Consider the following 20,152-nt stretch of genomic DNA (forward strand, 5'->3'; position numbering starts at 1 on the left):
GCCAGGAACTTAAGAGATACCTATAATTTTAAAATCTTGGATTGAAATATAGGTAAAGCAGGAAGAAAAATTGGTCAGGAACTTAAGAGATACCTATAATTTTAAAATCTCGGATTGAAATATAGGTAAAGCAGGAAGAAAAATTGGTCAGGAACTTAAGAAATACCTATAATTTTAAAATCTCAGATTGAAATATAGGTAAAGCAGGAAGAAAAATTGGTCAGGAACTTAAGAAATACCTATAATTTTAAAATCTTGGATTAAAATATAGGTAAAGCAGGAAGAAAAATTGGTCAGAAACTTAAGAAATACCTATAATTCTAAAAGGTTAGAGTTGTATAGTAGGTAAAGCAGGAAAAGAATCTGATCAGAATCTCCAGAAATACCTATAATTCTAAGATATTGGAACGGAATAGCAGGTAATCTTTCATAGGCCAAGCCAGGCTCACTGGAAATGTCGGGACTTTCTGGATTTTTTGCACTTTCTCAAATGGCACGGAAAAATCGTGTAGGAAAAGAAGGTGGTTTTTCTTATATTTTACCGGCCAGTTGAATAGGATTTTTTCTTTTGCAGCAGAAGAGGCCGAAAAAAGGCACAATATCCCATCATACCTTTTTTCGGCCACACCCATCTGCATTACATTTCTATGCCACTTCAGCCGGCATTCATTTAAACACTTTCGCCGGCACGCAGTCCTCAATTTTCTGCCCCGATTCTATCAGCCTTCCACGATCAAATACTGACCGTTCGGAAGCACAAAAACCTCACTTGCCTCCTCAATCTCGTCCAGTGACATTCCATCCACATCCATCCCGTTTTCCTCAAAATAATCCCGGACTTCCTCAATAGAGTCCACTACAACTGCCATGCAGTCCTCCAGGAAGGCTTCCGCCTCCTCCACAGTCTCCGCCACCGGCTCGGCAAAAAGCTGCCCCTGATTCTGTAAAAATGTGAGTAAGCATTCATCGCTGAATTCGTTCATTCTGCATATCCTCCTTTAATAATTATTTTATTTAAAACGGTTTCCACCCGTTTTGTTTCTGCTCTGCACGCCTTTTTCACTGCATCCTTCGCGTCGCCTGCCGCATAACTGTACTTTACCTTTGACAGCATCTCCAGGTCGTTATAGTTGTCGCCAAAGGCTGCGCACTCCTCCGGCTTTATCTGCAGGCTCTGCTGCAGAATCTGCATGGCGTTTCCTTTATCCGCGCCTTTCGGCATCATATCCAGCCAGGCGAATCCGGAGGTGACAACTGTGGCCCGCTCCCCGAATTTTTCTTTCCAGTAGGGGTAGATATTCTCCACGCCCGCCTCCTCATACACCGATATCTTCAGGTATGGCTCCTCTATATGAAAAATATCATCCATCAGAGTCACATCATTTTTTACAAAATTGGCAATATGGTCATAAAAAGAGGGCTTCTTTGGCTGGATGTAGCATGTACTCTCACCGGAGACCAGTGCCTCCGCGCTTTCCTTCTCCAGTATGCTTTCCAGTATCTCATCTCCTAATGTCCTGTCAAACACATCTTTATGTAGGACTCTGCCCTGATAGACCACAAGTGCGCCATTTTCACAAATATATGCAATATCATCCTTCACAGGCTCAAACAGTCTTCGCAGATTGGGATACTGCCTGCCGCTGGCTGCCGCAAATAAAATGCCCATTTCGGATAATTTTTTGATCATTGCAACCGCTTCCCGGGAGATTTCCCTTGTTCCCTGCAGAAGCGTCCCGTCCAAATCACTGGCAATGAGTTTCAGCATGGTTTCTCTCCTTTGCAAATGCCAGTACCTCGTCCGGTCTGTCCACTATTTTTTTCGCCTCATGCTCCTCAAGCTCTCTTCTCGGGCGAAATCCCCATGTAACGCCTACGGTAAACATACCCGCTGCCTTTCCGGTATCCATATCCGTGTTGGTATCCCCCAGATACAGACATTCCTCCGGAGTGACGCCAAGCCTGTCTGCAATGGCCAGCGCCCCCACAGGCGAAGGCTTTCTCGGCACTTGGGCGGTCTGGCCCTGCACTTCATCGAACAGGCCCTCTCCGAAAATCTTCTTCACAACATCCACTGCTGCGTGATGAGGCTTATTGGAAAATACAGCGATCCGTATTCCCTCCTCCTTCAGTCCCCGAAGCAGTTCCAGAATACCCTCAAAGGGCTTTACATGGTAAAAGGGGTCCTCCTCGAACCATTTCCTGTAAAGCACTCTCGCCTCCTCATAATCCACCTTGTCAGTGCCTTTGGAGGCTTTTAAGATCCGTTTTACCAGTTCATCGGCTCCGTCCCCTGCATAATAATTATACTCCTGAATCGGCTGTTCGGGAAGCCCATAATGGCGAAGAAGCCTGTTTCCCACAACACCGATGGATTCCACTGTGTCCGCGATCGTTCCGTCCAAATCAAATATACATGCCCGAATCATGAATGCCACTCCTTTATGTCTATTCCCATCTGTTTTAATTCCTGATAGAGCCTTGCCAGGGGAAGTCCGACCACATTGCTGTAATCACCATCTATCTTCTCCACAAAGACTGCGGATTTTCCCTGAATCCCATAGGCGCCCGCCTTGTCCATAGGCTCCCCGGTCCTCACATAGGCGTCAATCTCCTCCCCGGTCATGGGATAAAAGACGACCTCTGTCTTCTCATAAAAGCTCTTCTGCGTTACCGTGCCGCCCTGCCGTAACAGAAGGGTCACGCCTGTGTATACCTGATGGGTATTGCCCTGGAGACGTAAAAGCATATCCCGGGCCATGGCTGCGTCCGCCGGTTTTCCCAGAATGGAATCCTGAAATGCCACCACAGTGTCTGCTCCGATCACCAGCACATCCCCGGATGTCCTCTCAAAAACTTCATTTCCCTTACAGCGGGACAGTTCCTGTACTACTTCCCGGGGAACACTGGACGTCATAATTTCCTCCGCATTGCTCGGGCAGACTTCAAAGACAGCCCCAATCTGCTCCAGCAGTTCCCTGCGTCTGGGAGAAGCACTGGCTAATATTATTTTTCTCATTTATGCTCCCTGCCTCCTATTCATGCTTTTTTAAGTATAGCGTCTCTCACTCTTCCATGCAATATAATTTTTTGCCAAATTTTTCATCTGTGTTTTACAAAATCTGATATTATTTTACCAGAATCCCGTTGAAATATTCAGCCGGATATTTCCCGTCCCGCGCAGGAACTTATGTTCCCTTGGAAAAACAGAAAATATGGGATATAATAAACACCAGGTAACCCCTCAACAAAGAATAAAGGAGTGCTCTATGAAAATACTTTTTACTGATCTGGACGGCACACTGCTCAACGACGAAAAACAGATTCCGGAAGAAAATTCCATTGCTGTAAAGCAGACTCTTCAGAACGGAAATGCTGTGGTACTCTGCACGGGCCGCTCCTATTTTTCCGCCAAAAAGTTTGTGGACAGACTTGGACTGAACCGGGAAGGATGCTATGCCATTCTCTACAACGGAGGCATGATTTACGACTGCTGCAGCGGGGAGATTCTCTATCAGAACACCATGCCTCTGTCCTATGTAAAATACATTTTTGACCAGGCCGCCCGCTTTGGCCTCTACTGCCAGACCTATGAGGGGGATTATGTGGTCACCCCTGAGGACCGGCCGGAAGCGGCTCAGTACCACTGGTCTTCCCAGATGGAGGTGCGGGTGGATCCGGACCTTCTGGAGCATCTGAAGGAGGAGCCTGTGAAGGTGCTGACCTCCTGTCTGGACGACAGAAAAAAGCATGAGGCATACCGTGACGCTATGCTTCCGTGGGCCAAAGGAAAGGTTTCCATCTTTTTCTCCAGTGAATATTATCTGGAACATGTGATGGAGGGTGTTTCAAAAGGCGCTGCCATCCGCTGGCTCTGCCGGTATCTGCATGTGCCCATAGAGCAGACCATAGGCGCAGGGGACGCGGAAAACGACCTGTCCATGCTGGATGCCGCAGGCTTTGCCGTGTGCATGAAAAACGGCACCCCGGAGGCAAAAAAACACGCGGATTATATTACCCGGCGTGACAACAACCAGGGCGGTGTGGCGGAAATCATTGAAAAATTCATGTAAAACAACACTTTTTAGCAAATTTCATGTAAAATTTATGAATTAGGTCTTCCAATATTCTGTTAAAAAGTATTATAATGGTAATACTAAAAATAGTCATTTGAAAGGAAAGGGATTAATATGGGTAGCTTTGGAAAAAAATTATTGGGGTTCAGTGTAATCGGTGCGGCTGCCGGTGCAGCTTTTTATTATTTGAAAAAACAAAAAGAAGAAGATCCTGATCTGGAAGAAGATTTCGCCGACTTTCAGGACAATGTAAAAGAAACGGCTGCATCTGCCAAAAATGTGGCAAGCAAGCTCAAAGAAAAAGTGGAAAAAACGGTTGAGGAAACGGTAAATAAAGTAAAAGAACACACAGATGATATTCTGGATGATCTGGATGATGAGGACATCTTCGAGGATGACGACATGGATCTGGATGATATCAAAGAGGATGTCAAAGAGGCGGCCAAGGATGTTAAGGAAGATTTAGAAGACGCTGCCGGAACTGCCAAGGAATGCGCTGCGGAAACAGCCGAAAACGTGAAGGAAGCCGTGGAAAAAAGTGTGGAACAGGTATCTGAGGACCTGAAGGCAAGAATGGAAAACGCAAAAAAAGCCATGGAGAACACCACCGCTGAATCTTCAGACAAAACAGAATAATATACAGAACCCGGGGCGGCTGTACAAGCCGTATCCCGGGTCTTTTTTTATATCCTTTATGACTCCTGGCTGCCATTCAGCTTCTCCAGTATCTGCCTTTTATAACTCAGAAATTCATCTGTCAGATTGAAATCACTGCGCCTTGGGCGCGGTTCCTGTATGCATATCTCCTCTGTGATCCGTCCCGGTCTTCCTGTGAGCAGATAAATCCTGTCCGACAATAAAATAGCCTCATCCATGTCATGGGTGATAAAGATCGTGGACAGATGGATCTGCTCCATCACCTGCAGATACCACCTGTGCATGGCACTCTTGGTCAATGTATCAAGAGCTGAAAAGGGCTCATCCAAAAGGGCCAGTTTCCGGGAAAACAGGTACGTCCTTAAAAGGGCAGCCCTCTGGCGCATCCCCCCTGAGAGCTGGGCCGGATACTTTTTCTGGGTCCCTTCCAGTCCGAATTCCTGAAAATAAGGCTGTACTTTTTCCCTGGCAGCCTTTTTCTTCTCCCCTTTTATGAGAAGGGGAAGAGCCACATTGTCCTCTATAGTGCGGTACGGGAGAAGCATGTCCTTCTGCAGCATATAGCTGACATTTCCGGGACAACCTGTGATCTCCCGGCCATCCAGATATACATGCCCGGTCTCCGGCTTTTCCAGACCGGATATCACATTGAAAAGTGTTGTCTTGCCGCCGCCGCTGACACCTAAAAGGCTGACCAGCTCCTGGTCATGGAGTTCTATGCTGATATCCTCCAGGATCTTCACTCCGTCAAAGGATTTGCTCACATTTGAAACCTTTAATTCCGCCATATCTCCTCCTCCGAAAACTGCCTTTATTCCGGCAGATAGTCATTGGAAAATCCGGCATTTTCCGGAAGCTCTGCCTCTGACAAACCGTTTTCATTCAGCCAGCCGTAAAAGGCATTCCATCTGGCAGGGTCAATATATCCCCACTGCTTTACATCCGCTTTATACTGGTCCTTTAAATACTCCTGACTGGCTTTTACCAGTTCCTCATCCAGCTCCGGGGAAGCTTCCAGAAGAATAGATGCTGCTTCGTCCGGATCTACAATGGCATCCTCATAACCCTGCTTCAAAGCCCGGAGAAAAGCCTTTGCCGTATCCGGCTTCTCTTCCAGAAAATCATTGTTTGCTATCACAACCGGTGTATAGTAATCAAATACAGGATTGATATCCTTAAAGGCAAAGTAATCCGTCTCCAGATTTGCCACCTCTGTGGCAACTCCTGCCCACGCATAGAAAATCCAGATGGCATCCACGGATTTTGATTTCAGCGCGGAGACCTCGTCTGTGACCGTACTTGGGATCAGTTCCACTTTAGAGAAATCCCCGCCGTCTTTTTCCACCACATTCTGCATCATGGCTTTCTCAATGGGGGCATCCCAGGTGGCGTATTTCTTTCCTTCCAGACCTTTGGGGCGCTCCATCCCCTCCCCTTTTCTGGAGATAATGCCGGATGTATTGTGCTGGATCAGGGCTGCTACCGCTGTATTTGGCAGTGCGTTGTCACCTGCCACACCCGGTGCCATGCTGTCCTGGAAAGAGACACCAAACTGGGCTTTTCCCGATGCCACAAGAGCGTCCGCGCCGTCCTCCGGTGGCTGTACGATCTCTACATCCAGTCCCTCCTTCTCAAAATATCCCTTCTCTTTCGCCACGTAAAGACCTGTATGGTTTGTATTGGGGGTCCAGTCCAGCACGAAAGTGATCTTCTCCAAATCTTCGGAACCGCTGTCCTTCTTCCCGCTGTCTTCGCTGCTGCCGCACGCCGCCACAGATGTGAGCATACAGGCTGTCAGGACAGCCGCCAGAATCTTCTTTTTCATCCTCCATTGTCCTCTCTGTTCTGTCTTATTTTGCCCGTTCCCAGGGCATGCTTTTTTTCTGCAGAATATCCACCAGCTTCATGAGAAGAAGGCTGATAATGGATATGAGAAAAATAACTGCAAACATTTTGTCAAAGGCAAACGCCTTTTTCACACGTGTCATATACACACCGAGGCCGGAAAAACCGCCCAGCCACTCAGAGATAACCGCTCCCACCACGGAGTAGGAGGCAGATATGCGCAGGCTAGCATAAAACCGGCCCATGGCCCCCGGCATCTTGATATATCGGAAGATCTGAAGCCTGCCGGCCCCCATGCTTCGTAAAAGGTTCATCATATCCTTGTCTGCGGAGCGGAATCCTTCCAAAAGCCCAATGGTGATAGGGAAAAAGGTCACGATCACGATCAGAATGACCTTTGGCAGCATCTCATATCCGAACCACAGCACCAAAAGAGGCGCGATGGCTACGGTAGGCACGGTCTGTGTAATAACGATCAGCGGATAAAACGCCTTGTAAAGCTTGTCAAAGCGGTCCATAAGAACTGCCATGACAAACCCGAAAACCACACCGCAGAAAAGCCCTGCAGCCGCCTCCAAAAGCGTCACCCTGGAATTCTCCATGAGCAGGGGAAATTCACTGATAAACGCCCTCACCACCTGTACCGGCGAGGGCAGCATATATCCCGGGACCAGGCCTGCCATGGAGACAGCCTGCCAGATGACCAGAATGGCGGCCAGGGCTGCAGATGCCCACAGCTTACTGGTGGTGCTTTGTAACTTTTTTCTCAATGGTCAGCACATCTCCTTCTGGCTTATAGGACACTTTAATATAGGCCGCAACAGAAGGTGCGCCTGCACGGACAGCGATGTGCTGGCATTCTTTTACAATATCCATAAGTTCATCATAGTCACCCTCAATGGCTGTCTCAAAAGGCCCTACATAATAGTTCAGCCCCGTACTCTTAATATAGTCAATGACCTCATCGACTATACGGATCAGTTCCTCGTCATTTGCTGCCTCCGGCAGTGTCTGGATTGCTACGCTTGCGTTCATTTTCTTTTCCTCCTTAGAAATTTATCATCGTTTTCTGCCGGGGAATCTGTGCAAAAGAAAAAGCCCCCGACAGGTTTTACCCGAACAGGAGCTGTTTTTCAGAACAAATGCGCACCGGTCTATGGTGCCTCTCTTATGCTCCCTACGCCGGCATTACCCGGATCAGGTTAAGGGTGAAAAACGATTACGGTTTTACTCTCAGCCGGACTTCTCTCCAGCTCCCCTGTTGTCTTCTCAAGTTTACTTCATTGTAAATTGATTGTCAAGTCAATCTCATATATCTTTATCGCCGTACAGCGCAATTTCCTCTTTCTGTCTCTCATCATACTCCCTGCACACGGTCTCTACGTCCGCCCCCTCACAGAGCTCTACGCAGAGTTCCTTGATGGTATTCCAGGTATTAAACGGGAGCGTGAAATCCTGATTGGGAATCTGGCCTCCGGATGCCAGACAGGATACAAACTTCTCAGCCTGGGGCAGCGTGGTGGCCTCATTTCCGCGTGCTGAGGATACCTTCCCCAGCTCCCCTGCAAATGCATTGAGCGTATCTGTGGTACACAGGTTTTCCAGGATGGCAAGCGCCTCGCCAAGATGCTCTGTATTGGGATTGACAGCCAGCCTCTGGTCCGCACCCACAACACAGACGGGACCTTCCTTCAGCACCGGCAGCGCGGTCATCTCGGCTGCAAACGGGTAGTCCCTGGCAAACGCTGCCGCGCGGCAGAGAGAACTGATAAACGCGCATTTTCCCTCAGCGAAAAAGGCGGCCTCCTCGTCACTGCCCGGCAGTGTCTCCAAGGAGCGTTCCACATCCAGATATTCCCTGTCGATCATGGTCTGCAGAAAAGCAAAGCCGTCCCGCATATAGGTACTGACAGGCGTTTCCCCCTTTGCAAGAGCGGCAGTAAGCGCCTCACTCTCAGGATTCTGATACAGCGGCCCCAGTCCCGCACACATGGCAGGAACACTCAGTCCAAAATCCTTATTGGCCCCGTAGGGAAGGATGCCGTTCTGCTTTAATACATCACAGACGTTCCAGAACTCGTCCAGTGTCTCCGGAATCTCCAGCTGATACTGATGGAGCATATCCACATTCCAGATCAGGCCAAAACCGGTATAGGACAGAGGGACCGAAAACACCTTCCCCTTATATGTACTCTGCCGGAGGGCATCCTCAGAAAGGCTGCTGATACAGTCAAGACCGGATAAATCATAGATAAAACCTTTCTGGTCAAACTCCAGCACATCCTCCGCCGGTATGATATACAGGTCATCCGCCTGTCCGCTTTCCATGCGCTTCAGCAGAAGTTCCCGGTAAGAAAGCCCTTCCTCCGCATAGAAATCCGCGAAATCACTGTACAGGATAATATTGCCCTTTGTTTTTGGATTGATCACATCAGAACAGCACTTATTTATGATCTCTGATATGTTTTCCCCCTGGGTAAAGAGGGTGATCACAACATCCGGCTCATTTTTATCAATGTATACTTCCGGCTCTTCCTTCTCTCCGGAACAGCCGCTGCATAAAAGCATACATGCAAGTGCCGCTGCCGTTAACCTTCTATATCTTCTCTTCATTTTTTCCATCCCCGCTTTCCTTATCCGCATATATCCGGATGACTTCAAAAAGCCTTGCTATATCGATCGGTTTGGATATATGGGCATCCATTCCGGCATTTTTACATTTTAAAACATCCTCCTCAAAGGCATCGGCAGTCATGGCTATAATGGGAATATGTTCCGCACTGTTCTTCTGGAGCGCCCGGATCTCTCCCGTGGCTGTAAAGCCGTCCATCACAGGCATATGGATATCCATAAAGATCATATCATAATATCCCGGCCCGGTCTGCTCCACTTTCCTGACAGCCTGCAGACCGTCCTCCACGCTGTCCACCAAAATATCGCTGTCCCGCAGCAGTTCCTCCACAATTTCCCGGTTCAGTTCATTATCCTCAGCCATCAGAACATGCAGGCCTTCAAACCGTCCGCGATTTTCACTGTCCATGATCTCCTGTACTTTTGCGGAAGACCCCATGATATAATAACGCAGCTTCTGCACCAGTTCAGAGCGGAAAACAGGCTTTGTCAAAAATCCATTGATTCCCGCTTCCAGAGCTTCCTGCTCCACTTCCTCCCAATTGTAGGCTGACAACAGAATGATCGGGATATCACTGCCGAGATCCGCCCGGATACGGCGGGCAGTCTCCACCCCGTCCATCTCCGGCATCTTCCAGTCCAAAATCACCGCAAAGTAATCCCGGCCCATCCGGCGGGCCCTGTTGGCGGCTTTGACAGCCTCCCCGCCGCTCAGTGCCCAATCCACATGCACCCCGGCTTCCTCAAGCATGAGCTGAATGCCCTCGCAGGTATCCGGGCTGTCATCCACCACAAGCACCGTATGTCCCGCCAGCACGCCGGTCTCCTGTTTGTCAGGTTCCATAAGCACCATGGGCAGAACCACCGTAAACTTTGACCCTGCACCGAGCGTACTTTCCACATGGATCGTACCGCTCATCACATCCACAATGTTTTTTGTGATGGCCATTCCCAGGCCGGTGCCTGTCACCTTGCTCAGACGGTTATCCTCTGCCCGCTCAAAAGGATTGAAGATACGTTTTACAAAGTCAGGTTCCATTCCGATGCCGTTGTCTTCCACCTGGAATACAATATCGATCATCCGGTCATCCCGCTTTTTTTCCTGGAGCCGGATCGTGATCTCTCCGCCCTGCGGCGTGTATTTCACAGCGTTTGATAAGAGGTTCAGAAGGATCTTCTGAATATGCAAAGCATCCCCGATCACGATATCATAATCCAGGACAGACGATTTTACATGCATGGTGTGGCCTTTTTTTGTCATTTCCGGCTTAATGAGGAGCAGAACATTGGAGATCAGCTCCGGCAGGTTCACAGGCTCCTTTTTCAGGCTGAATTTACCGCTCTCGATACGCGACATATCCAGCACCTCATTGATGAGGGCAAGCAGATGATCAGATGCCGTGGATATTTTTTCCAGGCTGTCCTTAACCTTATCCGGGTTATTCAGATTGGCCCGCGCAATGGCTGTCATGCCGATGATGCCGTTCATTGGCGTACGGATATCATGTGACATGGAGGAAAAAAAGGCGTTTCTGGCCCGGTTGTTCTCCTGTGCCTGCCGCAGGGCATCCGCAAGGTCATCCCGCATATGGTGCTCGCCTGTGGTATCATGCAGGACAGCCAGGTACTGCCCGTTATCCGCGGGAAGAAGATGCACCTCTGTCCAGCGCTGCAGTTCATTGTCTGTGCCTGTCTTATACTCCTTTCGCATCTTCTTCACCAGACTGCCGTTAAAGAAGGAAATGCGGTCCCTGTCATCCCCCGGCATCCCACAGTGGTCAAAGAGGATTTCCGGCCTGGACATGACCTGCCCCGGTTCCACATCAAACAGCATCCTGACATTGTCGGAAACCATTTCCACGCTTCTGTCCGCAGGGTTGTAGACAAGGAAAGCAAAATCTATGTTGGAAGAAATGTTCTGGAAAAGCCGTTCCCGGTAAATCCTTCCCTGTTCACGCCCCTTCATGGATTCGCGGCTGAGCAGCAGTCCTGTGATCAGGATCAGCGCCACTGCCAGCTCTGTAAATGTGACGGCCACCATCTTGATGATCTCAGATGACTCTTGCTGCAGAACGCGTTTGGGCAGGATGGAAATGAGATACCAGTTATAAGAATCCCTCATGGGCAGAAAGCATAAAATGCCGCTCTCCCCCTGAAATTCCAGGCTGATGGTTCCCGCCTCTTTCTTCCTCATAAGGTCCTGCAGGGTACTCAGCATCTTTTCCCCGTTGTTGTGCTGCGCCAGAAAACCGTAGATGTCATCTGTCTTTGAACCTGTGCTTTCAATCACCCAGGAACCGCTGTCGCCATCCACCACATAAGCGTACCCGGATCCCCCGCTGAAAGTAAAAAGGGCAGGGTCATTGTATTTGGAAAGTGTCTTGTCAGCGTAAAGAGCTCCCACCTGTCTGCCACCCGCACAGACAGGGGCCTGGAAGGTGATCTGAGGCCGTCCGCTGCTCCCCACGTAGGCATCCGAATACCCGGATTTTCCCCGGGACAGCGCTGTTTCCTCAAAGGGAAAAGACGCAGTATCCACCGGTTCCGCGCTGCTGTCAATACCGGTTCCATCCAGCCCCACATAATAAAACCGGTAGAAATCCGAAGACTCCGCGTAGTTGGCAAGTGTCTCAAAAGACGCCGCATCCCCACCGCTTAAAGCAAACAGATTGGCATTGGATATGACCTGCTGCTCATCATTGTCCAATTCACTGTTGATACTGCTTTGGATCATACGTGTGGAATTCATCAGCGTCTCATTGGATCCCTGGTTCATCTTGGCATTGATACGGTCCAGAAAGGAGAGCATAAAGACAACAGTAAACGCAAGCAGAAGGATGACACTGATCAGGATCGCAACAGACCGTTTCTTATATTTCTTCATACCCTCACCTCAAATTATGGCAGGCCGGAATTCCAAAATGTGCGTTGAAAAATTCCATTCTGCTTTCTATAAAAATCTGCCATGCATCTGCAAAGTCATACAGACGGCCGGCGCGCAGATATTTTTCCGACAGTTCCAGCACTGCCTCAGGACTTGGGGGAAGCTGACCTGATTTCATCATCACTGCAGACAGAATATATCCCCATGTGATCAGTTCCCTTAATTTTCTGCAGCATTCCCGGATCATGGGTGACGGGCACTCCCGGATGATAAAGCTCAGTAACACATCCATACAGAGAATGCTGCTCTTTGTCCCCCTGACCTTACCCAGTTCCCGCAGAAATTCTTCACCTCTTTGCTGCGGCGATGACTCCAGGGTAAACAGCAAGATACCCCTGACCGTCAGGGCCAGGATCTGAAGGCTCTCGCCATGCAGACGCAGACTTTCCCGGATCTCCGCTGCATTCCAGTTAAAATCCGTATTTCCAAGGCATACCTCTGTGCCGATCCCCATATGTGACTTTGTCACTCCCAGGGATTCCAGCAAAACCAATGTGCGGCGCACTGTGCTCAGTGACACATGATACAGTTCTGCCATCTTAGGCTGTGAAGGCAGATAACTGCCCATGGAATAACGCCCGGAAAAAATCTCACGGATAATAACAGAAGCCAGCGTATACCTCACCTGAGGGCGCTGGCGGTAGATATCCCAATGAAACGGAATCTGACCGATATTTTCCAGATGATACTTTTCACGCGCACGTTCAATAAAATCCAGTACTTCTTCTTCAGCATTGACATACCGGTACCCGGATTGGGAATCCTGACTGCCTGCTGTTTGTTCCGCTAATATTTCCTCCGCACAGTTTCTGGGATTTGACCGGTTCTGCGGGTAAAGAAAATTCACATAGCGCAGACACTGCCAGTAAAGATTCAGCATGAGGGCATTGTCAAAAACACGAAGGGTATCAATACAGAGCTTTACCGGTATGGGTATGGCGCCGGACACGACAGCGTTATGTCTGCTGTTTTCCTCCTCTGCCGCTTTCCTGTCCAGTCTGCGCAGACCGGCCTCCCAAAGAGGCAGAAATAAAATCTTTCCCGCCCGGGCAATATCCCGGATTCCATCCCTGCGGGGCACAAAATAATCCGCGGCATTTTTTTCAAACTCCTCACTCGTTCCTCTGTATACCACCTCTGCGGCCCTGCGCTCCTCGGTTACGATATAACCTTTTTCCTCCAGCTTGGCAAGCGCCGCCCGGACTGTATTCCGCCCCACCTGAAATGTAGAACAAATCACGGAAACCGATGATAGGGAATCTCCGTATTTATAATATCCGAACAGAATACGGGATTCATAATACTCATAAATCAACTCGTAAAGCCCTTTGTCTTTTTTCATATTTTTCTCCTAAAAGAAATCATCTCAGATTCGGCGAAAACAACCCTGTTCATGTTGGTCAATATCATAATCTTACCATAACTGACATTATTATGCAATGTCAGACAAGAAGCTTTATGTATCTGCATGGACACAGATATACGAATTATTTATCTGTTAAGTTCACCGGCAAAAATAGGGCAGCCATCCGGCTGCTGCCCGCCGAATGACTGCCCTATTCAAATTTCCGTGCCGCTCCAAGCGGCTGTAAGCCTTTTTATCCCCTCCTCCAGGTCTTCCTCCGGCATGGTGGCATACCCCAGAAGGACAGTGGACTGCATGGGCGGCGTCTGCCCGCTGACCAGAAATTCAGACAGGCCGTAGACCCTGACACCCAAACGGGCCGCTTTTTCCACGGCCTCCTGTTCAGACAAGCCGTTTTTTAACTGTACCAGAAGATGTACGCCAGCGTGTTCGCCGAAATACGTGCACACATTTCCCATGCTGTCCTTCAGCCAGCGCAGAAGCAGGTCATGTTTTCCTTTGTAAAGGCTGCGCATTCTGTTCAAATGCCGCTCATAATGGCCTTCTCTGAGAAAACGCTCCAGTATTTTCTGGTCCGCCCTGGATACGGTGACAGAGAAAGGATTTTCTCCGCTCAGATACCGCCTCATAAGCTTTTTTGGAAGTACCATATAACTGATTCGGATGGAGGGAGCTATGGATTTTGAGAAGGTTCCAAGATAAATGACACGCTCCTCCTTGTCAAATCCCTGTAAAGCAGGTATGGGTTTTCCCTTATAACGGAACTCACTGTCATAGTCATCCTCTATGATATAGCGCTCCCCCCTCCCTGCCCATTTGAGCAGAGAGAGGCGGCGTTTCAGGGGCATGACCGTGCCCATGGGGAACTGATGGGAGGGCATGACATATACCATGTCCGCCCCGGTTTGCTCCAGATCTTTCACATCAATTCCCTGTTCATCCTGATTTACGACACACCGTTCAAATCCCATATGCCCAAAATCATGCCAGGCACTTCTGTATGTAGGATTCTCCATGGCGATCCTTCTGTCACGTCCAAGGATCGTGCACAGAAGCATCAGCAGATAATCGTTCCCCGCCCCCACAAGGATCTGCTCCGGTTCGCAGTGCACACCTCTCGCCCGGTAAAGATACTCTGCGATGGCTTCCCGAAGGGACAGTTCCCCGCAGGGATCGCCCAGCGCAAAGAGTGAATCCTGCGCATCTGTCAGTACCTGCCGTGACAATCTGCGCCAGGCATTGTGAGGAAAGCTGCCGGGGGCGATTCCGTTCAGAGCAAAATCATATACAAACCCATCCCTGTCTTTGAAAGATTCCCGGTCCGCCTGCCTTTTCGTTTCGTGCGGTCTGCCTTTTAACGCACCTTCCTGTGATGCACCGCTTCCCGCGTCCGTCTGCTCCTGTCTTCTGCCAGTGCCGTAATAAAGCCCTTCAATGTCGCATACATAGTACCCCTTGCACGGAACCGCTTCAATATATCCTTCCGACACAAGCTGGTCATAGGCCAGATCCACTGTACTCCTGCTCACTGCCAAATTTCCCGCAAGTGCACGGGAGGACGGCAGCCGCACACCTGCGGCCAGCCGTCCTTCCTGGATTTCCTGTTTAAAATATTCACATATCTGTTCGTACAAAGGCGCATCAGCCTTTGTATCCAGTGAAATGATCAAATCGTTCATTCTTTTCTCTCACACTCATGGCCCATAGAAAATATGACGGACATAATTTCTATAATTTAAAGGAGCTCTTCAAAGACACGATCCTGTTAAATACCGGTTCTCCCGGTTTGGAATCGTGGCAGTCTGCGCAGAAGAAACCGTTTCTCACAAACTGGAAGCTGTCATATGCCTCCGCCTGGGCAAGTGCCGGTTCCACATAGCAGTCTTTCAGCACAACCAGGGAATTGGGGTTCAGATTCAGGCTTCCGTCCTCTTTGTTGTACACACCTTTCTCCTCATCCACAATGTTCTCATAGAGACGGCACTCCACATTCACTGCAGTTTTCTGCGCTACCCAGTGAATGGTTCCCTTAACTTTTCTTCCGTCCGGGGAATTTCCGCCCTTAGACTCAGGGTCATAGGTACAGTGTACCACTGTGATATTGCCGTTCTCGTCTTTTTCAAAACCGGTGCATTTTACAAAATAAGCGTTCATCAGGCGCACTTCATTGTCCGGATAGAGACGTTTGTATTTCTTCGGCGGCACTTCCATGAAGTCCTCACGCTCAATATACAGTTCTCTTCCGAAAGGCACTTTTCTGCTGCCAAGCTCAGGATTTTCCATGTTGTTGGCAACGTCCAGATACTCGATCTGGTCTTCCGGATAATTGTCAATGACCAGCTTCAGCGGGTCCAACACTGCCATCATACGGGGCTTTTTCATCTTCAAATCCTCGCGGATGCAGTACTCCAGCATCGCGTAATCTACAGAGCTGTTTGCCTTTGACACTCCGCAGAGATCCACAAACATTTTGATGGATTCCGGGGTAAATCCGCGTCTTCTCAACGCCGCAATGGACACCAGACGGGGGTCATCCCATCCGTCCACAATGCCGTCCTCAACCAGTTTTTTAATATAACGCTTGCCTGTCACCACATTGGTCAGGTACAGCTTTGCAAATTCAATCTGTTTCGGCGGATGGGGATATTCAAGCTCCCTTACCACCCAGTCATACAGGGGGCGGTGGTCCTCAAATTCCAGGGTACAGATGGAATGTGTCACGCCCTCAATGGCATCCTCAATGGGATGAGCAAAGTCATACATGGGATAAATGCACCATTTGTCGCCTGTATTGTGATGTGTCATGTGGGCCACACGGTAGATGACCGGGTCTCTCATATTGATGTTCGGGGAAGCCATATCAATCTTAGCCCGGAGCACTTTGCTTCCGTCCTCAAACTCCCCGTTTTTCATGCGCTCAAACAGGTCCAGGTTCTCCTCCACACTTCTGTCTCTGTATGGGCTTTCCTTTCCCGGCTCTGTGAGGGTTCCGCGGTATTCACGGATCTGCTCTGCAGTCAGATCACAGACAAACGCTTTTCCTTTTTTGATCAGCTTTACCGCTGCCTCATACATCTGTTCAAAATAATCGGAGGCAAAATACAGACGGTCCTCCCAGTCTGCGCCCAGCCATTTGATATCCGCCTTGATGGATTCCACAAACTCCACCTTTTCTTTTGTGGGGTTGGTATCGTCAAAACGCATGTTGAACTTTCCATGGTATTTCTGTGCCAGGCCGTAGTTGAGCAGGATTGATTTTGCATGGCCGATATGCAGATAACCGTTGGGTTCCGGCGGGAAACGGGTACAGATCTCCTCGTATTTTCCTTCCTCCAGATCCTTGTCAATAATCTGTTCAATAAAGTTTTTAGAAACGGTTTCTTTTGCTGTTTCCTTTTCCACTTACAGTTCCTCCATCATCTATCATTTATGGTAATTTTTTGTCTAAGAAATATACTACCATAAAAATGGCATTTTTCAAAGGCTTTCTATTAAAAAATTTAGAAAGGCAAGTGTTGGGATACTGTTCACACGTCACTGTCCCGCGAGGTGTTTTCAGGCCGGTGCCCGGCCTAAACCGCAGCACCGGCCTGAAACCGGACCTTTATTTTCCGTATTACGGAATCATGTACCCGTAATCGGTTATGACTGCATCCATGATTTTTCTAAGCCCAGCCGGAACCGCGGGATTCTCATCATCCAGAAGGATTTCTACCGGTCCGCCGAAGAGGCGTACTTTTACACGTTTCTCTTCCCTGTCCAGAACTGTAAAACCATTATTCTCACTGTCTTCCATATCCGCTTCATTGGCAAACAGGGTAAATTTATCCTTATATGGAGCGCTTGCGTACGGACAGAATGTCTTACAGTTGCCGCACTCGTTACACATGTAATCCACATGGACGATCTGGCGCATAGCCATTCCCGGCACTTTCACCGCCACATTGGCCCTGTTTGGACATACATCTGTACAGTTTTCGCAGACTGCCGCGCAGTTCAGGCATCTGCCGCTTTCTTCTGCCGGTTCCCTCTCACTGTCCAGTATACCCTTTTTGCTGTAACAGGATTCCTCACAGCCGTCCTTTTTAAGCTCAGAGACAACTGCTTTTTGAAGGAATGCCGCTGCTGCCTTCTGGGCATCCCGGATTCCCTCCACTACGGTTGCAGGACCGCCAAGTCCGTCGCCGATCACGTAGACACCGCTTGAGGCTTCCAGTGTCCTGCTGTCAGCCACAACCTTTCCCCTGTTGTCAAGAGGAAGTCCGTTTGCCTGATAGAGCTCCGTGTCCACACGCTCTCCTACGGCTGCTATGACGGTATCCGCAGGTACTGTTTCCGTCTCACCGGTCTCCTCCACAGAGGCCCTTCCGGAAGCGTCCATAGCGCCAAGCTTCATCTTCCTGCACAGCAGTTTTCCATCCTCCACGGATACAGGGGACAGCAGTTCACGAAATTCAATGCCTTCCTCCTGCACAAGTGTCAGTTCCTCCGCGTCTGCAGGCATATAGCGTCTTGTTCTTCTGTATACCAGATATACATGCTCCACGCCTTTGGTGCGCTTTGCGGCTCTGGCTGTGTCCATGGCTGTGTTGCCTCCGCCGATGACCACCACATGCTTTCCAAGGTCCACATTGCCGTCTTTTGCCTTGAATTCTTTCAGGAATTCAGCGGCATCCAACGGTGTTTTGTTCTCCAGTTCTAATACTCCGGGTTTTCCTGCTCCTGCTGCGAAAAATACAGCGTCAAAGCCCTGGTCTTTCAACTCTTTGACAGAAGTTATCTCTTTTCCAAGCTCCACCTTCACACCCATTTTGCGGATGATGGCAGCGTCTTTTTCTATGGCCTCTTTTGTGATCCTGAAATCAGGAATCACGTGTGCAACCACGCCGCCCAGAGCCTTTTCTTTTTCAAATATGGTCACATCCGCGCCGCCTCTTGCCAGGAAATACGCTGCCGCCATACCGGAGGGGCCGCCGCCGATGACTGCCGCTTTTCTGCCGTCTGTCTTCTCGGGCACAGCCAGCTTCTCCATCACTGCATCGTATGCTTTTTCGGCTGCCTCCAGCTTCACATTTCTGATATGAACCGGCTCCTCATAGAAGTTCCTGGTACATTTGCTCATGCAGTTGTGGGCACAGATAGTTCCTGTGATGAAAGGAAGCGGATTCTTGTCGAGGATCACCTCCAGAGCCTCCTCATACTTACCTGCAGAAGCCAGTTCCATATAATTGCTCACATCCTGATGGATGGGACATCCCGCCTCGCAGGGTGCCATAAAGCAGTCCATAAGGGGAACACTGTCTTTTACCTTGCGGTTTGGAAGGGGCTTAATGGGTTTTACATGGTGCACATCACGTTTTGCATCCTCGGCAAGCTTTGTGACTGCCTCCACATCAATTCCCGCAAACGGCTTCAGGCCTTCTTCTGCCAGCAGTTTTGCCATCTGCGCACTGCGGTTGTATCCGCCCGGTTTTAAGAGGGTGGTAGCCACTGTCACAGGCCAGATGCCGGCTCCTACGATCCTGGATATATTGTAGTAATCCGCGCCGCCGGAATAAGCGATCCGCAGACGTCCGTCAAATTCCTTCGCAAGCTTTGCAGCCAGGGAAATAGACAGGGGGAACAGTGCCTTGCCGGACATATACATCTCCTCGCTTGGCAGCTCCTCTCTTGTCACATCCACCGGGAAGGTGTTGGTTATCTTCACGCCAAAGGACAGTCCCAGATCTTCGGACAGCTTCATAAGCCTTGTGAACATGGGCACAGCATCCGCGTACTGCAGGTCATCCTTAAAGTGGAAGTCCCCGAACATCATATAGTCATATCCCATCTCATCCATAGTCTTTCTGGCAAATTCGTATCCCAGAAGGGTTGGATTACATTTTACAAAGGTATTGATATGTTTTTCCGTGAGCAGATAGTTGGCTATGCTCTCGATCTCATGAGGCGGACATCCGTGAAGGGTGGAAATGGTGGCGGAATTGCAGATATCCTCCGGTATGGACTCCACGTCCTCTTTCGTGTAATGTTCAAATTTTTCTATGTTTTCCAGCAGCCAGTTCCTGCACTCCGCAAATGTGGCATCCTGTCCTGCATGCATCATGGTATCAATGAAATGGTTGATCTTTTCGGATTTGATGCCTGCCAGGTCATAACCCACACTGATGTTGAACTGGAAACCGTCCTGGGCACCCAGGCCGAACTCTTTTGCCATTACATGCAGGGCAAACCAGGCCTTAATATAGTCGCTCATGGCATCCGGTACGGTGAGCTCTGTGGACCATTCGCAGTTATAGCCTTCATCCTCAGCCAGAATACAGGGTTTGTTCACACAGGCGGAAAGCTCTGCCCCGTCCATGATCTGCACAGTCTTCAGCTCAAAGAAACGGCTTCCCGTATAATACGCTGCAATGATATTCTGCGCAAGCTGCGTGTGGGGGCCGGCTGCCGGACCGATGGGAGTCTCCAGATTCCTGCCGAAGATCTCCGCTTTTTCCTCTCCTGCCACGTACTTTTTATGTGTTCCGAATACTGTTTTACCCGCCTTTTTCTCTTCCAGAACCCAGTTCATGATCTGGGAAAACGGCATACATGTCATCTTATCGCCCATAATAAAAACCTCCCATAAATCCC

Annotated in this window: 16 protein-coding genes and 1 riboswitch; of the genes, 2 read left to right on the plus strand and 14 right to left on the minus strand. The window is 49.3% G+C overall.

Translation table 11 applies throughout. The features are described 5' to 3' along the window. Positions 1–719: 719 nt before the first annotated feature. From LC508_RS07510 to LC508_RS07525, 4 genes are read right to left on the minus strand one after another with little or no spacing between them, the layout of a single operon-like run. Positions 720–983 carry a hypothetical protein gene (locus LC508_RS07510; RefSeq protein ID WP_033139746.1) on the minus strand — a complete coding sequence of 88 codons (264 nt, stop codon included), beginning with the start codon at positions 981–983 and terminating at the stop codon, positions 720–722. Continuing rightward, positions 980–1,768 (minus strand): HAD family hydrolase, encoded by a 789-nt coding sequence (locus LC508_RS07515; RefSeq protein ID WP_103731826.1) that lies wholly within the window; start codon positions 1,766–1,768, stop codon positions 980–982. The genes LC508_RS07510 and LC508_RS07515 overlap by 4 nt, the downstream gene beginning before the upstream one ends. Next, positions 1,746–2,429: an HAD family hydrolase gene (locus tag LC508_RS07520; RefSeq protein WP_103731825.1), complete on the minus strand. Its 684-nt coding sequence runs from the start codon at positions 2,427–2,429 to the stop codon at positions 1,746–1,748. Before LC508_RS07520 ends, LC508_RS07515 begins: the two co-directional genes overlap by 23 nt. Continuing rightward, positions 2,426–3,019 carry a Maf family protein gene (locus LC508_RS07525; RefSeq protein WP_054352887.1) on the minus strand — a complete coding sequence of 198 codons (594 nt, stop codon included), beginning with the start codon at positions 3,017–3,019 and terminating at the stop codon, positions 2,426–2,428. Before LC508_RS07525 ends, LC508_RS07520 begins: the two co-directional genes overlap by 4 nt. A 250-nt stretch (positions 3,020–3,269) precedes the next feature. Here LC508_RS07525 and LC508_RS07530 point away from each other — a divergent pair, with 250 nt between their 5' ends. Both LC508_RS07530 and LC508_RS07535 read left to right on the plus strand, forming a co-directional pair. Then, positions 3,270–4,073: a Cof-type HAD-IIB family hydrolase gene (locus tag LC508_RS07530; RefSeq protein WP_158587311.1), complete on the plus strand. Its 804-nt coding sequence runs from the start codon at positions 3,270–3,272 to the stop codon at positions 4,071–4,073. Between the two features lie 117 nt (positions 4,074–4,190). After that, positions 4,191–4,712 carry a hypothetical protein gene (locus LC508_RS07535; protein ID WP_033139751.1) on the plus strand — a complete coding sequence of 174 codons (522 nt, stop codon included), beginning with the start codon at positions 4,191–4,193 and terminating at the stop codon, positions 4,710–4,712. 56 nt (positions 4,713–4,768) lie between these two features. Here LC508_RS07535 and LC508_RS07540 read toward each other — a convergent pair whose 3' ends face one another. The 10 genes from LC508_RS07540 to ygfK form a co-directional block, all read right to left on the minus strand. Further along, complete coding sequence (locus LC508_RS07540; RefSeq protein WP_103732301.1) at positions 4,769–5,521, minus strand: ABC transporter ATP-binding protein; 753 nt, start codon at positions 5,519–5,521, stop codon at positions 4,769–4,771. Between the two features lie 23 nt (positions 5,522–5,544). Further along, on the minus strand, positions 5,545–6,558 hold the full coding sequence (locus tag LC508_RS07545) for an ABC transporter substrate-binding protein (protein ID WP_103732302.1): 1,014 nt from the start codon (positions 6,556–6,558) through the stop codon (positions 5,545–5,547). Positions 6,559–6,583: 25 nt separating this feature from the next. Continuing rightward, positions 6,584–7,348 (minus strand): ABC transporter permease, encoded by a 765-nt coding sequence (locus LC508_RS07550; RefSeq protein ID WP_054352884.1) that lies wholly within the window; start codon positions 7,346–7,348, stop codon positions 6,584–6,586. Beyond that, on the minus strand, positions 7,317–7,613 hold the full coding sequence (locus tag LC508_RS07555) for a thiamine-binding protein (RefSeq protein ID WP_033139755.1): 297 nt from the start codon (positions 7,611–7,613) through the stop codon (positions 7,317–7,319). The genes LC508_RS07550 and LC508_RS07555 overlap by 32 nt, the downstream gene beginning before the upstream one ends. A 122-nt stretch (positions 7,614–7,735) precedes the next feature. Next, a riboswitch (TPP riboswitch) is annotated at positions 7,736–7,848 on the minus strand. Positions 7,849–7,886: 38 nt separating this feature from the next. Beyond that, positions 7,887–9,191: an ABC transporter substrate-binding protein gene (locus LC508_RS07560; protein WP_225305340.1), complete on the minus strand. Its 1,305-nt coding sequence runs from the start codon at positions 9,189–9,191 to the stop codon at positions 7,887–7,889. Continuing rightward, the gene (locus LC508_RS07565; RefSeq protein WP_103732303.1) at positions 9,175–12,093 is read right to left on the minus strand and encodes a hybrid sensor histidine kinase/response regulator; all 2,919 of its coding nucleotides are present in this window, start codon (positions 12,091–12,093) and stop codon (positions 9,175–9,177) included. The genes LC508_RS07560 and LC508_RS07565 overlap by 17 nt, the downstream gene beginning before the upstream one ends. 4 nt (positions 12,094–12,097) lie before the next feature. After that, complete coding sequence (locus tag LC508_RS07570; protein ID WP_103732304.1) at positions 12,098–13,495, minus strand: GntR family transcriptional regulator; 1,398 nt, start codon at positions 13,493–13,495, stop codon at positions 12,098–12,100. A gap of 218 nt (positions 13,496–13,713) precedes the next feature. Next, positions 13,714–15,198, minus strand: a complete 1,485-nt coding sequence (pdxR, locus tag LC508_RS07575) for a MocR-like pyridoxine biosynthesis transcription factor PdxR (protein WP_103731287.1) — start codon at positions 15,196–15,198, stop codon at positions 13,714–13,716. A gap of 49 nt (positions 15,199–15,247) precedes the next feature. Next, complete coding sequence (locus tag LC508_RS07580; protein WP_033139759.1) at positions 15,248–16,921, minus strand: glutamine--tRNA ligase/YqeY domain fusion protein; 1,674 nt, start codon at positions 16,919–16,921, stop codon at positions 15,248–15,250. 214 nt (positions 16,922–17,135) lie between these two features. Beyond that, positions 17,136–20,129 carry a putative selenate reductase subunit YgfK gene (gene ygfK / locus LC508_RS07585; protein ID WP_054352878.1) on the minus strand — a complete coding sequence of 998 codons (2,994 nt, stop codon included), beginning with the start codon at positions 20,127–20,129 and terminating at the stop codon, positions 17,136–17,138. Positions 20,130–20,152 lie beyond the last annotated feature (23 nt).

It is taken from the genome of Blautia parvula, assembly GCF_020215665.1.
GTDB classification, from domain to species: Bacteria; Bacillota; Clostridia; order Lachnospirales; family Lachnospiraceae; genus Blautia; species Blautia celeris.

Coding starts and splice junctions, on each gene's coding strand:
- LC508_RS07510 (WP_033139746.1), bottom strand. CDS start 983: ATGAACGAATTCAGCGATGAATGCTTACTCACATTTTTACAGAATCAG.
- LC508_RS07515 (WP_103731826.1), bottom strand. CDS start 1,768: ATGCTGAAACTCATTGCCAGTGATTTGGACGGGACGCTTCTGCAGGGA.
- LC508_RS07520 (WP_103731825.1), bottom strand. CDS start 2,429: ATGATTCGGGCATGTATATTTGATTTGGACGGAACGATCGCGGACACA.
- LC508_RS07525 (WP_054352887.1), bottom strand. CDS start 3,019: ATGAGAAAAATAATATTAGCCAGTGCTTCTCCCAGACGCAGGGAACTG.
- LC508_RS07530 (WP_158587311.1), top strand. CDS start 3,270: ATGAAAATACTTTTTACTGATCTGGACGGCACACTGCTCAACGACGAA.
- LC508_RS07535 (WP_033139751.1), top strand. CDS start 4,191: ATGGGTAGCTTTGGAAAAAAATTATTGGGGTTCAGTGTAATCGGTGCG.
- LC508_RS07540 (WP_103732301.1), bottom strand. CDS start 5,521: ATGGCGGAATTAAAGGTTTCAAATGTGAGCAAATCCTTTGACGGAGTG.
- LC508_RS07545 (WP_103732302.1), bottom strand. CDS start 6,558: ATGAAAAAGAAGATTCTGGCGGCTGTCCTGACAGCCTGTATGCTCACA.
- LC508_RS07555 (WP_033139755.1), bottom strand. CDS start 7,613: ATGAACGCAAGCGTAGCAATCCAGACACTGCCGGAGGCAGCAAATGAC.
- LC508_RS07560 (WP_225305340.1), bottom strand. CDS start 9,191: ATGAAGAGAAGATATAGAAGGTTAACGGCAGCGGCACTTGCATGTATG.
- LC508_RS07565 (WP_103732303.1), bottom strand. CDS start 12,093: ATGAAGAAATATAAGAAACGGTCTGTTGCGATCCTGATCAGTGTCATC.
- LC508_RS07570 (WP_103732304.1), bottom strand. CDS start 13,495: ATGAAAAAAGACAAAGGGCTTTACGAGTTGATTTATGAGTATTATGAA.
- pdxR (WP_103731287.1), bottom strand. CDS start 15,198: ATGAACGATTTGATCATTTCACTGGATACAAAGGCTGATGCGCCTTTG.
- ygfK (WP_054352878.1), bottom strand. CDS start 20,129: ATGGGCGATAAGATGACATGTATGCCGTTTTCCCAGATCATGAACTGG.